This is a genomic window from Psychroserpens sp. S379A (assembly GCF_049800755.1).
Classification (GTDB): Bacteria; Bacteroidota; Bacteroidia; order Flavobacteriales; family Flavobacteriaceae; genus Psychroserpens.
Genome location: NZ_JBNAFQ010000002.1, coordinates 284,971 through 297,768, shown reverse-complemented (window position 1 = coordinate 297,768; position 12,798 = coordinate 284,971). Strand labels below are relative to the sequence as shown.

The following is a 12,798-nucleotide window of genomic DNA, read 5'->3' as shown; positions in this document are numbered from 1 at the left end:
CATAATGTTCTATATTTACATTTGATAGTGGTTAAATTATGGCTTTACACAAGTTACTTGTAGACGATTTTTACGATACTTCTTTTACACTTTTAGCAATTCATTGCAGATTAGAAGATTATAGGCTAGCTTATCTTCTAAACAAATATCTTAATCTTAACTTAAGACGTAAACCTCAAGATTTAGATTATAATTACTTTGCTGCATCTTATGCTATTTATGAATGGGATCATATTGCAATGGATACCACTTGGAATTTAGTGTCAAATATTTGTAAAAAAGAAGAAGCTGCTTTACAAAGTTCAGGCTCTTTATTTGATAATCAAAATACAGTTTTAAAAACCTATAATTTATTACCAGAATTTAAAAATGTAGATTATCTTATTAAAGTCACTAACGAAAATCAAAATTTTAACGAGAAAAGCATTCTCAATAAAATACAATCAATTCCGCAAGTTATCACATCATACGTGATAGATGTTGATCAAATTAAATCAAAAGATCATTTAATTTTTAATTAATGTTACGAAGAAAGAAAACAAAAATTGTTGCTACTCTAGGACCAGCAACTAGCAGTAAAGAAGTTCTAAAGGCGATGCTAGAAGAAGGAGCAAATGTATTTAGAATTAACTTTTCTCATGCAGATTATGAAGGTGTAAAGAAACGTGTAGCCATGATTCGAGAACTCAATGAAGAATTTGGTTACAATGCTGCAATTTTGGGCGACTTGCAAGGTCCAAAATTGCGAGTAGGTGTCATGAAAGGTGAAGTCGTAGTTAATGAAGGTGATGAAATTATCTTCGCAACAGGAAAACGATTTGAAGGCACCAAAGAACGTGTCTATATGACTTACGATAAGTTTCCTCAAGATGCAAAGCCTGGAGAACGCATTTTATTAGACGATGGGAAATTGATATTCGAAGTTGTTTCAACCGATAAAAAATCTGAAGTTAAAGCTCGTGTTATTCAAGGAGGTCCTTTACGCTCTAAGAAAGGCGTTAATCTTCCAAATACAAATATTTCGCAACCAGCATTAACCGAAAAAGATATTGAAGACGCAAAATTTGCCTGCAGTTTAAAAGTTGATTGGATTGCCTTGTCCTTTGTGCGTCATGCCGAAGATTTAATGGAGCTTGAAGAGCTTATTAAAGAACATAGTGACCACAAAATTCCTATCATTGCTAAAATTGAAAAGCCTGAAGCTGTTGAAAATATTGATAAGATTGTTGCTTATTGCGACGGACTCATGGTTGCTCGTGGTGACTTAGGAGTTGAAATTCCTGCCGAAGAAGTGCCTTTAATTCAAAAGCAATTGGTACTTAGAGCCAAACGTGCCAGAATACCTGTGATTATTGCTACTCAAATGATGGAAACCATGATTACGAGTTTAACACCAACACGAGCTGAAGTCAATGACGTTGCCAATTCTGTAATGGATGGCGCAGATGCTGTAATGCTATCTGGTGAAACCTCTGTTGGAAATTATCCAGTTCAAGTCATTAAACAAATGGCAAGTATTGTTAAAAGCGTTGAAGACTCTAATTTAATTCAAGTACCACAATCGCCTCCACATATTCGCACCAAGCGTTACATCACAAAATCAATATGTTATCACGCTGCAAATATGGCAAATGAAATTAATGCCAAAGCCATTTCTACGCTGACTAATAGTGGTTACACAGCATTTCAAATTTCGGCTTGGCGACCTAGTGCTTACATTTTAGTCTTTACATCTAACACACGAATTTTAACCCAATTAAGCCTACTTTGGGGAGTTGAGGCTTTTTATTATGATAAGTTTGTAAGTACAGACGAAACCATTGAAGATGTAAACACAATTGCTTGTAAAAAAGGTTATTTAGAAACAGGAGATATGTTAATTAGCTTAGCAGCTATGCCAATTCAAGATAAAGGGATGGTAAATACCTTAAGAGTCACTGAAATTACGAGTTGTAGTTTTTAATCTTATAAACTCTACAGTTATAAAGACAATGCGTTTACTAAAATAGTAAACGCTTTTTTTTATAAATTTAAACGTGGTATATAAACGTTTAAACAAGTACGCTTAATTGTTTTTCAACATTGTTGTTATTTGAAGGTGTGCTAAATTGATTAGAGGTGTTTTTTTCTCCTCCAGCTTTTAAAGCTTTTTCTCCCGCAAAGAATGTTTTGTGATCATCTCCAAGATCTGAACCAGCCATACGTTGATGTTTCAGACATGAAACGCCTTTTCTAATTTCTTCTCGCTGTACGTTTTTAACATATGCTAGCATACCTTCATCGCCAAAATATTCTTGAGTTAAATTGTTCATATGAAGTGCTGTTGTATGATATGTTGGTAATGTAATCAAATGATGAAAAATTCCAGCTTCTTTAGCGCCATCGATTTGAAATGTTTTAATCTTTTCATCAGCACGATGACATAATTCTGAATTATCATACTGAGCATCCATTAAGTTGTTTCTATCATAAGCAGTCATATTTTCACCTTCTGCGAGCATCTCATCGTAGGCCTGATGGCGGAAATTTAAAGTCCAATTAAATGAAGGCGAATTATTATAAACCAATTTTGCATTAGGCACCACAGTTTTAATTTGGTTTACCATATGTGCAATTTGTTTGATATTTGGTGTTGGAGTTTCGATCCAAAGTAAATCGGCTCCATGCTGAAGACTGGTAATACAATCTAATACAACGCGATTTATATTTGAGCCCTCTTTAAACTTATATAAGCCATTTGCTAGCCTAACAGGACGTACAAGTTTGCCATCTCTTTTAAGAAGCACATCGTCTTCTTTGGCATCAATAATATTAATTGCTTCAGCTTCAATAAAGGCTAAATATTGAGATGCTAAATCACCGGGTTCTTGACTTACGGGTAGCTTTTGAGTTAAGCCAGCACCTTCAGAATCTGTTCTAGCCACAATAATGCCGTCATCAACTCCCAATTCTAAGAAGGCATATCTAATTGCATTTAGCTTAGCGATGAAATCTTCGTGAGGTACTGTAACTTTCCCGTCTTGATGCCCACATTGTTTTGCATCGGATACTTGGTTTTCAATTTGAATAGCACAGGCTCCAGCTTCAATCATTTTTTTCGACAATAAATAAGTTGCCTCTTCATTTCCAAACCCTGCATCAATGTCTGCAATAATTGGAACCACGTGTGTTTCAAAATTATCAATTTGTTCTTGAACATCTTCTCCGTTTTCTAATCTTTTGAATAAATCATTTAGTTCAATGGCATCAGCTTGGCGTAAGAAATCATAAATCTCTTTTATCAAATCTGGAACAGCATTTTTTTCATGCATGGATTGATCTGGTAACGGACCAAACTCTGAACGAAGAGCAGCCACCATCCAACCAGACAGATATAAATATTTTTTGTTAGTTGTTTTATGATGTTTTTTTACAGCAATCATTTTTTGTTGTGCCACAAAACCATGCCAGCATCCAAGTGACTGTGTATATTTAGTAGAATCTGTGTCATATTCGGCCATATCATGTCTCATAATCGCAGCGGTGTATTTTGCGATATCTAATCCTGTTTTAAAACGGTTTTGAGTGAGCATTCTCGCAGCACTTTCTGGGTTTATGGCGTTCCAGGTATTGCCATACTTTTCTTTAAGCGTTTTTACAGCCTGTAATGCAGAACTATAATTCGATTTTGATAAATTTTTCATAATTTTGGGATACGTTATTTATTATTAATAATTAGATCCTGTTGATTGTTGCTGCAATCGCAGGATTGTTTTTTATAAATATTGATAGGCAGGAAGGGTTAAGAATTCTTCAAACTTTTCGGATAAAACCAATTTGTCAAAAAGTTCAAAAGCCAATTTAAACTTGCTATTAGCAATACTATCTTCACCTATTTCGGTTATAATTTTTTCAACCTCGTTATCAAATAGTTCGATGTAGAGCTCAAGACTAAATGTTCTGCCATCGTCTAGTTTTACTTCATTTTTTAACCACTGCCATACCTGTGTTCTTGATATTTCGGCAGTAGCAGCATCTTCCATTAGGTTGTAAAGCGCAACAGCACCATGACCTCGTAGCCAGGCTTCAGTATATAAAATGCCTACATTCATATTTTTCCTAATTCCAGCTTCTGTAACACTACCTTTAGGGAGTTCGACTAGATCACTTTCAGTAATATTAATATCATCACGTGTTACATGTAACTGGTTTGGTGTAGGCATATGCTTATTAAATTCGTTCATTGCAACTTGAACTAAAGCGGGATGTGCTACCCAGGTTCCGTCATGACCATTTTTAACTTCACGTTCTTTATCTAGTCGTACTTTTTCTAAAGCAGCTCTATTGGCTTTTTCATTATTTTTAATTGGAATTTGTGCTGCCATACCACCAATAGCCAGAATACCGCGTTTATGGCAACGTTGAATAACCAATTTGGAATAGGCATCCATAAAAGGTGTGGTCATTGTTACCTGATCACGGTTTGGCACCACAAAATTTGGATGATTTCTAAATTTTTTGATGTATGAAAAGATGTAATCCCAGCGACCACAATTTAAGCCTACAATATGGTCTTTAAGTTCAAAAATGATTTCGTCTAACTGAAAACTTGCAGTAATTGTCTCTACTAAGACAGTGGCTTTAAATGTGCCTTTAGGAACCTTTAAGTAGTTTTGAGCAAAATTAAACACATCATTCCACCAACCAGCTTCAGTATAATGTTCTAATTTTGGCAGATAAAAATAAGGCGCTGTTCCGTTTTTCAACATGGTTTTTGTGTTGTGAAATACATAAAGTCCAAAGTCTACAAGGCTTCCAGAAGCTTCTTCATTATTAATAAGAAGGTGTCTTTCATTTAAATGTAAGCCTCTTGGTCTTACTAAAAGAACGGCAGTTTGATCATTTAATTTATACGTTTTTTCTCGCGTTGTATCAACCAAAGAGATTGTCTTTTTATTGGCATCAATTAAGTTTTGTTGTCCTTGGATACTGTTTTTCCATGTGGGCGAATTACTATCTTCTAAGTCGGCCATAAATGTTTTGGCACCAGAGTTTAGAGCATTGATTATCATCTTCCTGTCTACAGGTCCGGTAATTTCTACACGTCTGTCTTTAAGATCATTTGGAATACCACCTGCAACCCAATCACTTTCTCTTATGGTTATAGTTTCTTTAGGAAAATGTGGAAATTTTCCACTATCGAAAACCTTTTGTTGTGTTTCTCGATTTTTAAGTAAGCTTAGACGCTGGGAATTAAAATGCTCATGAAGGGCTGTGATAAATTCTAGAGCATCATCTGTTAAAACTTCAGGAAAGTAATGTTTTACACTGTTTGCGAATTGAACTTTTGACGGTTTTAAAAGTGTATTTTCCATGGTTTCAAATATTTTATACGACAATATTAAAACAAAGTTTTTAAAAAAACAAGCGAACGTTCGCTAAAAATATAATTTTCGCTTTTATTCATTGGTTCGCAAAAATGATTACCTTTGTTTTATAACTATGGAACAGGAATATATAAAACTCATATTTGGCTTAAAACTTAAGCAAATACGCACTGATAAAAATTTATCTTTATTTGGGTTATCAAAAATTTCAGGATTGTCGAAATCCTATTTAAACGAAATTGAAAAAGGAAAAAAATATCCTAAACCTGATAAAATTGCTATTCTATCTGAAAAGCTCGATGTGCCTTATGATCAAATGGTGTCTTTAAAACTGGATAAAAATTTAGCGCCTATAGGAGAGTTGCTTCAGTCTAAAATTTTAAAAGAGATTCCGTTAGAGCTTTTTGGTATTAAAGAAAGCAACTTAATAGATATTGTGTCTAATGCTCCAGCAAAAGTAAATGCGTTTATTAGCACCATTATTGAAATTGCACAGCACTATAATTTTAGTAGAGAAAGTTTTTTTCTGGCATCGGTACGTTCATTTCAAGAGGCAAATAATAATTATTTTGATGATTTAGAGCAGCAGGTTTTAAAATTTTCAAAAGCCTACCAAGTCGACTTAACATCGCCTTTTACATCTAAGGATATAGAAGAAATTTTAATTGAAGAATATGGTTATATTATTAATGAAACCGAATTAAGTACCTATGAGGCTTTAGAAAACTTACGTTCTGTTTTTGTACCCAAAACGAAGACATTATTACTTGCTGATGGTATCGATGAGGCGCAACGTACCTTTATTTATTCTAAAGAAATTGCTTATAATTTTTTAGGAATTACAGATCGTTTATATACATTTCCATGGATAAAATTTGAAAGTTTTGACCAGGTTCTTAATAACTTTTATGCGTCTTATTTTGCGGGAGCCCTTGTGATTCCAAAAGAAGCTTTAACATTACAGTTGGAGGCTGTATTTGAAAAACCATCATTTGATGAGGCTTTGTTTGTTAAAACAATGAATGCGTTTAATGCATCTCCTGAATCATTTTACCAACGACTGACTAATATTTTGCCTAAAGCATTTAATATTCAAAACTTATTTTTTTTAAGATTTACACATAAACTTGGTACTGAAAAATTTCATTTAAAAAAAGAACTTCATTTATCGCATCAACATTCTCCTCGTGCAAATGAAACTAACGAACATTATTGTAGACGATGGGTGTCTTTAAACGTTTTAAAAGACATAAGTAAAAGTAAAAAATCACATGAGTTTGATATTCAAATGTCTAATTACGTAGGTGATAATGCGAAATATTTAGTTTTATCATCTGCAACAAAAGACCCTTTTAGAGAGCATCAATATAGAAGTATTTCGATAGGCTTATTAATCAATAAACAATTAGAGCGTAAGTTAAAGTTTTTTGAGGATAAGAATATTAAAACGGAAGAAGTTGGAGTTACGTGTGAACGTTGTTCAATACAAAACTGTGAGGTAAGACAAGCACCAGCATTGGCTTTAGAGAGAGCGGCTAAAAACAAAAAAATAGAACAGATTGTTGAGGAACTGAACCAAAAATCTGTTCGTTAAAACTCAAACTTCAATTGTACGCTCACAGGTTTTTCTTTAATTTTTTGTGATTTGTTTTTTGAAATTTCCGTGTTCAAATTTGACAATGAAATTCCTAATAAGCGTACCGAATTTTCGAGCTTGTTCTGGTATAATAAGTCTTTTGCAGTGTCTAGAATGATACTTTTATCACTAATAAAATAAGGCAAAGTTTTGCTTCTCGTTTGCAATGTAAAATCACTGTATTTTATTTTAAGCGTAATGGTTTTTCCAGCGACATTGCTCTTGTTTAATCGTTTTGATACTTCTTCAGCGATGTGATTTAATTTTTCAAGCATAAAAATTTCCGAAGATAAGTTTTCGCTAAACGTACGTTCGGCAGCTAGTGATTTTCTAATGCGATTTGGTTTCACTTGGCTATTATGAATACCACGAACAATATAATAATAGGATTTACCCGATTTTCCAAAGTGTTCTTCTAAGTATTCAACAGATTTTTCTTTTAAATCCTTTCCTGTAAAAATGCCTTTTTGATACATTTTTTCAGCAGTCACTTTTCCAACACCATAAAATTTACGAATATCTAAATCTTCTAAAAATTTTAAAACCTCTTCTGGATTAACCGTTTTTTGTCCGTTAGGTTTGTTGTAGTCACTCGCAACCTTTGCAATAAACTTATTAATAGAAATTCCGGCAGAAGCGGTTAAACCAATTTCGGTTTTAATACGATTTCTAATGTCTTGTGCAATTAAAGAGGCACTCGGATTTCCTTTTTTGTTTTCAGTAACATCCAAATAAGCTTCGTCAAGAGAAAGTGGTTCAACCAAATCGGTATAATCATAAAAAATTTGTCGTATGCGTTTCGAAATTTCAGTATATCGTGCAAAATCGGTTCGCACAAATATCAATTCAGGACAAAGCTTAATCGCCAATCGTCCAGACATGGCACTTTTTACACCAAATTTTCGCGCTTCATAACTTGCAGCACTTATTACGCCTCGTGTTCCTCCACCTCCAACAGCAATAGGTTTCCCTTTAAGTTTAGGATTATCCATTTGGGCAACAGACGCATAAAATGCATCCATATCGACATGAATTATCTTTCGTATTGGTAAATTGTTTGGCATAATGTAAATTTAGACATTAAATATCTTTTTTTATGACAGAAATTGAACGTAAATTTTTAGTGGTTTCAGAAGATTTTAAAAAAGAATCTTTTAAACAAACACGAATTATTCAAGGGTTTTTAAATACAGATGCTGAACGCACAGTTAGAGTTCGTCTTAAAGGAGATCAAGGTTTTATAACTGTAAAAGGAAAATCTACTAATGATGGTTTAAAGCGTTTTGAATGGGAAAAAGAAATCTCAAAAACAGATGCTGAAGCACTTTTAGAGTTGTGTGAAGAAGGTGTTATTGATAAAATGAGATATGAAATTAAACAAGACGAACATGTGTTTGAAGTTGATGAGTTTTTTGGAAACAATAAAGGTTTAATTGTTGCAGAAATTGAGCTTAACCATGAAAATGAACATTTTCAATCTCCATTTTGGTTAGGAAAAGAAGTGACAGGAGATGTTAAATATTACAATTCACAATTAAGTTTAACACCATACAAGATGTGGTAATTTAATACATACACGATGAAACATATTACTTTAATTATTTGTTTTCTTTTCATATTTGCTAGCTGTAAAGAAGATGCTAAAACGTCTATGTTACCATTAAATGAAATAGAAACTGAAACAGTAAAAGAGGCAACAGAAAACACAAAATCTGTGAAAGCACTCAAAGAAGAATTGACATCAAAAGGGTTTAAGATTTTTGATTATGTCGATGAGAAAACACAAGATACTATCTTGATGCAACAGTATTTTATAGCGTTTTTAAAACGAGGTCCAATTCGAAATCAAAATGAAGAGGAAGCTAACCGACTTCAAAGTGAACACTTGGCACATTTAGGTAAAATGTATGAACTAGGTTACGCAGATATTTCTGGCCCTTTTGGTGATGATGGTGATATTCGTGGGATTACTATTTATAATGTTCCAACTTTAAAAATAGCAGATAGTTTGGCAAATGCTGATCCAATGGTTAAGGCAGGACGATTAGAAATTGAAATACATCCATGGTGGGCAGGAAAAGGGTTTCCTTTAAGATAACAAAAAAAAGCCACTCAAAATAAGTGGCTTTTAATATTTTTTTAAATATAGTTGTTATGCTTTTTTAGCACTACAAGCTTGTTTACATGCTTCAGAACAAGCTTTTTTGTCACCTTCAGACTTTAATTTATCACACTCTTTTTTGCACGTTGCTTTACAAGCTTTTTTTTCAGACGAAAACATATCAACTGTTTTCATGTCTTTAACTTTATAGACATCTCCAGCTTTGGCAACTGCTTCTTCTAATGAGTTTGTAGTTACTTTAGCTTCGTCATATTCTACCATGGCGATTTCTTTTTCAAAATCAACTTTAGCAGATTTTACACCATCCATTTTAGCAATTTTCTTTTCTATGGTTTTTGCACAACCCATAGCACAAGTCATTCCTTCAATACCAAATTCTGCTTTTGCATAAGTAGCATTAGGATCTAATTGCTTTGCTTGATTAGTGTTTACTTCAGAAGCGACTTCAGTTTCAACAGTCATTACTTCTGGTTTTGCTTCATTTTTACAAGCCATAGCACTAACAGAAATGAGAGCAATAACTAATATGTTTTTTAATGTATTCATAGATTTAAAATATTGTATTTATAACAAACTTAATAAATATTGATGTTCCTTGCATTAAAATTAACGAATTTTGTGACTGAATTAAAGGAGTCTTATGAAAAACACTAATAGTAAGTGGCTGTATTTATTTGTTTTAGCATTAATTTGGGGAAGCTCTTTCATTTTAATTAAGAAATCCCTTTTAGGATTAACTCCTTATCAATTAGGAGCATTACGAACTATTATATCTGGAATTTTTTTATTTGTTGCTGGTTATAAAAGTGTGTTTTCAATAAAGAAAAGCGAATGGAAATGGATAATCTTATCAGGATTTTTAGGATCGTTTTTTCCTGCATTTTTGTTTGCTATTGCCGAAACAGAAATTGATAGTGCTGTAACTTCAATTTTAAATTCGCTAGTGCCATTAAATACAGTTTTATTTGGGTTTGCAGTATTTAAAATAGCATCAACAAAGCGTCAAATTTTAGGTGTGATTATAGGTTTTATTGGAACCAGCATTTTGATATTAAAAGGCGCTGAGCTTAATCCTAATCAAAATTATTTGTTTGCAGGATATATTATTCTGGCAACGTGTATGTACGCGTTGAATGTAAATATTATAAAAAAGCATTTACAGTACACAAAGCCTTTGAGTATTGCGACAGGAAATTATGTTGCCATATTAATTCCTGCTGTTGTAATTTTATGTTTTACCGACTTTTTTAATGAGAGTACGTTTAGACATCCTAACTTTAATATGTCTATGCTTTATGTCGTGATTTTATCTTTTTTTGGAACCGCTTTAGCAAAGGTTTTATTCAACACTTTAGTACAGATTTCTACTCCAGTGTTTGCTTCATCTGTAACATATTTAATGCCTGTTGTTGCTTTGGTTTGGGGATTGTTAGATGGAGAAGGGTTTAGTGTAGTACAGGCTTTAGGAAGCTTTATTATTTTAATAGGTGTTTATTTATCTCATAAGCGCAAGAGATAAAAAAAATCCGAAGTCATTTGACTTCGGATTTTTTTAAATACTATAAGAGTTGTTCTCTAGTTAAAATCTGCTTCAGTAACACCTTCATTAAATTTAACGTCTGTTGACTTTAAAGTAATAATTTGTGGTCCTGTTGTGATTTTTTGAGTATATGGTAGCATTACACCATTAACATCTTTATAATCTGAAAAATCAATTGTAGTTGTAATGCTTTGTCCTTGTTGTTCACTTGTTGATTCAGTTCGAACTAAGTAACCTGTTTCTGCATCATAATATCTACTTGAAACTTCATCGCCTTTAGTTACCATTATTTTATAGGCATCTTTTCCTTCAACTTTAGTCATCGACTCTAATTTCATATTAGCAACTTCGAGATATAATTCAGGAAATAATCCTTTTTCAGATTGTTTTCCAGTAACTTCATCATCTGTCATTGGTATTTTCATTCCTTGTTGTTCTCTATAACCAGCCGAACCATCAAATTTTTGTTTCATGATAGTTCCCATACCTTCTATAACCATTTCCATAGACTCTTTATTAGGAGCCATAGCTTTTATTACAGCTTTTGGTTTAAAAGGAGCGCCTTCAATAGTTACATCTGCGTTAGTTAACAGTGTATTAATTGCTCCAAGTTTATCTTTACCACCTACAGCATTCAAATAAGAATTGATGATGGTTTGAGCAGTAACTCCATCAGGAATTGGTTTTGAAAATACAGGTTTTTCAACTGCATTTGCATATTTGTCGTAATACTTTACTGGAATGCCAGTTTTTTCAAGATTTTCTATAACATCACTTCCTTTACCAACAATTACAACTCTTGCATTTTCAGATTTCATGTATTTGTTAGCGACACGTTTTACATCATCTGCAGTTACTGCATTGATTTTTTGTAAGTAAGTCGTGTAGAAGTTTTGAGGTAAATTATTAAGCTTAATATTTAGAGCATAGCTAGCTACAGTTTGAGGGTTTTCTAATCCCATAATAAAGTTACCAACATACTTTGCTTTAGTATCCTTAAGCATTTGAGGATCTACCATTTCTGTTTTAATACGATTGATTTCTTTTAGAGCTTCAACAACAGCACTATCTGTTACCATATTTCTAACTTTAGCTGTTGCACTAAAGCTTCCTGCTCCATATCGATTAGCTCTTAAACTAGAATACGCACCATAAGTGTAACCTTTATCTTCACGTAAATTTTTGAACAGGTAGCCTTCACCACCACCACCTAAGATGCTATTAGCAATAATACTTGCATGGTAATCTTCATCGTTCATTTTTAAATCTACATTATTTCTAATAGCTATACTCGATTGAGATGCATTTGGCAAATCCACAAAATTAATTTGAGTGTATTGTGCATTAGGACTAATTGCAGGAAGTGTAGTTGCTATCTCAATGTCTGATTTTTCCCAAACACCGAAATATTTTTTAACTTGTTTTCTAATAGTACTTAAATCAATATCACCAATAATAACTAAGTAAGCATTATTAGGGTTGAAATACTTTTCATAAAAAGCAACAGCATCACCAAAAGTAACATTGTTAATAGTTTCTTCGGTTACAAACTCTCCATAAGGGTGTTTTGCTCCATATAATAAAGCGCTTCCAACACGACCACTAATAGCGTCAATACTCTTTTCGTCAGCTTTTAACCCTTCAATTAAACGTTCTTTTTCTTTGTCAAATTCTTCTTGAGTTAATAAAGGGTTAATAGCAGCGTCTGCCATTAACTCTAATATTCTTTCAGAATACTTAGAAAGTGTAGCAGCATAACCTCCACTAATACCAATATTTAAGCTTGCGCCTAAAAAGTCAATCTCTTCATTAAATTCATCTTTAGGAATGCTTGTGGTTCCATTTCCTAACATGCTTCCGATAAGACTTTCTACTCCAGCTTTTGCTCCAGTAGCAATTGGTTTATTGTCAATTCTTAAAGAATAAGAAACTCTAGGTAGTTTGTGATTTTCAACAACAAGAACTTTTAATCCATTTTTCAATTCAAATTCACTAGGAACTTCTAATGAAATGGTTGGTTCTGGACCTGGTTTTGGTTGAACAGATCTATCTAATTGTGCATTTACACTTACTACTGACATTAAGAACAGTAATACAAATGCTGATAATTTCGTTTTCATATTATATATTGTTT

11 protein-coding genes are annotated in these 12,798 nt (G+C 33.0%); 6 read left to right on the top strand and 5 right to left on the bottom strand.

The window, feature by feature from the left end; genetic code table 11:
• The first annotated feature begins 38 nt into the window (after nt 1–38).
• Nucleotides 39–521: an IPExxxVDY family protein gene (locus ACP15M_RS06120; RefSeq protein ID WP_425076304.1), complete on the top strand. Its 483-nt coding sequence runs from the start codon at nt 39–41 to the stop codon at nt 519–521.
• A complete protein-coding gene (gene pyk, locus ACP15M_RS06115; RefSeq protein ID WP_425076303.1) occupies nt 521–1,963 on the top strand; it encodes a pyruvate kinase in 1,443 nt (480 codons plus the stop codon). The genes ACP15M_RS06120 and pyk overlap by 1 nt, the downstream gene beginning before the upstream one ends.
• 88 nt (nt 1,964–2,051) lie before the next feature.
• On the opposite strand, the gene ACP15M_RS06110 is transcribed toward pyk, so the two are convergent.
• Nucleotides 2,052–3,683, bottom strand: coding sequence for an isocitrate lyase (locus ACP15M_RS06110; RefSeq protein WP_425076302.1), 1,632 nt, complete (start codon nt 3,681–3,683; stop codon nt 2,052–2,054).
• 72 nt (nt 3,684–3,755) lie between these two features.
• Entirely contained in the window at nt 3,756–5,354 is a 1,599-nt protein-coding gene (gene aceB, locus ACP15M_RS06105) for a malate synthase A (RefSeq protein ID WP_425076301.1), read from the bottom strand.
• A gap of 127 nt (nt 5,355–5,481) precedes the next feature.
• Here aceB and ACP15M_RS06100 point away from each other — a divergent pair, with 127 nt between their 5' ends.
• The gene (locus ACP15M_RS06100) at nt 5,482–6,960 is read left to right on the top strand and encodes a helix-turn-helix domain-containing protein (RefSeq protein ID WP_425076300.1); all 1,479 of its coding nucleotides are present in this window, start codon (nt 5,482–5,484) and stop codon (nt 6,958–6,960) included.
• On the opposite strand, the gene dinB is transcribed toward ACP15M_RS06100, so the two are convergent.
• Nucleotides 6,957–8,066: a DNA polymerase IV gene (gene dinB / locus ACP15M_RS06095; RefSeq protein WP_425076299.1), complete on the bottom strand. Its 1,110-nt coding sequence runs from the start codon at nt 8,064–8,066 to the stop codon at nt 6,957–6,959. The genes ACP15M_RS06100 and dinB overlap by 4 nt on opposite strands.
• A gap of 32 nt (nt 8,067–8,098) precedes the next feature.
• Here dinB and ACP15M_RS06090 point away from each other — a divergent pair, with 32 nt between their 5' ends.
• Both ACP15M_RS06090 and ACP15M_RS06085 read left to right on the top strand, forming a co-directional pair.
• Nucleotides 8,099–8,566 carry a CYTH domain-containing protein gene (locus tag ACP15M_RS06090; protein WP_425076298.1) on the top strand — a complete coding sequence of 156 codons (468 nt, stop codon included), beginning with the start codon at nt 8,099–8,101 and terminating at the stop codon, nt 8,564–8,566.
• 15 nt (nt 8,567–8,581) lie between these two features.
• The gene (locus ACP15M_RS06085; protein ID WP_425076297.1) at nt 8,582–9,100 is read left to right on the top strand and encodes a YciI family protein; all 519 of its coding nucleotides are present in this window, start codon (nt 8,582–8,584) and stop codon (nt 9,098–9,100) included.
• Between the two features lie 54 nt (nt 9,101–9,154).
• On the opposite strand, the gene ACP15M_RS06080 is transcribed toward ACP15M_RS06085, so the two are convergent.
• Complete coding sequence (locus ACP15M_RS06080) at nt 9,155–9,670, bottom strand: heavy-metal-associated domain-containing protein (RefSeq protein ID WP_425076296.1); 516 nt, start codon at nt 9,668–9,670, stop codon at nt 9,155–9,157.
• 94 nt (nt 9,671–9,764) lie between these two features.
• Here ACP15M_RS06080 and ACP15M_RS06075 point away from each other — a divergent pair, with 94 nt between their 5' ends.
• Nucleotides 9,765–10,643, top strand: a complete 879-nt coding sequence (locus tag ACP15M_RS06075) for a DMT family transporter (protein ID WP_425076295.1) — start codon at nt 9,765–9,767, stop codon at nt 10,641–10,643.
• Nucleotides 10,644–10,699: 56 nt separating this feature from the next.
• Here the strand turns inward: ACP15M_RS06075 and ACP15M_RS06070 are convergent, their stop codons facing one another.
• On the bottom strand, nt 10,700–12,784 hold the full coding sequence (locus tag ACP15M_RS06070; protein WP_425076294.1) for an insulinase family protein: 2,085 nt from the start codon (nt 12,782–12,784) through the stop codon (nt 10,700–10,702).
• Nucleotides 12,785–12,798 lie beyond the last annotated feature (14 nt).

Excerpts from the sequence above, each read along its gene's own strand:
- ACP15M_RS06120 (WP_425076304.1), top strand. The coding sequence starts at position 39 with ATGGCTTTACACAAGTTACTTGTAGACGATTTTTACGATACTTCTTTT.
- ACP15M_RS06080 (WP_425076296.1), bottom strand. The coding sequence starts at position 9,670 with ATGAATACATTAAAAAACATATTAGTTATTGCTCTCATTTCTGTTAGT.
- dinB (WP_425076299.1), bottom strand. The coding sequence starts at position 8,066 with ATGCCAAACAATTTACCAATACGAAAGATAATTCATGTCGATATGGAT.
- ACP15M_RS06085 (WP_425076297.1), top strand. The coding sequence starts at position 8,582 with ATGAAACATATTACTTTAATTATTTGTTTTCTTTTCATATTTGCTAGC.
- ACP15M_RS06090 (WP_425076298.1), top strand. The coding sequence starts at position 8,099 with ATGACAGAAATTGAACGTAAATTTTTAGTGGTTTCAGAAGATTTTAAA.
- aceB (WP_425076301.1), bottom strand. The coding sequence starts at position 5,354 with ATGGAAAATACACTTTTAAAACCGTCAAAAGTTCAATTCGCAAACAGT.
- pyk (WP_425076303.1), top strand. The coding sequence starts at position 521 with ATGTTACGAAGAAAGAAAACAAAAATTGTTGCTACTCTAGGACCAGCA.
- ACP15M_RS06070 (WP_425076294.1), bottom strand. The coding sequence starts at position 12,784 with ATGAAAACGAAATTATCAGCATTTGTATTACTGTTCTTAATGTCAGTA.
- ACP15M_RS06075 (WP_425076295.1), top strand. The coding sequence starts at position 9,765 with ATGAAAAACACTAATAGTAAGTGGCTGTATTTATTTGTTTTAGCATTA.
- ACP15M_RS06100 (WP_425076300.1), top strand. The coding sequence starts at position 5,482 with ATGGAACAGGAATATATAAAACTCATATTTGGCTTAAAACTTAAGCAA.
- ACP15M_RS06110 (WP_425076302.1), bottom strand. The coding sequence starts at position 3,683 with ATGAAAAATTTATCAAAATCGAATTATAGTTCTGCATTACAGGCTGTA.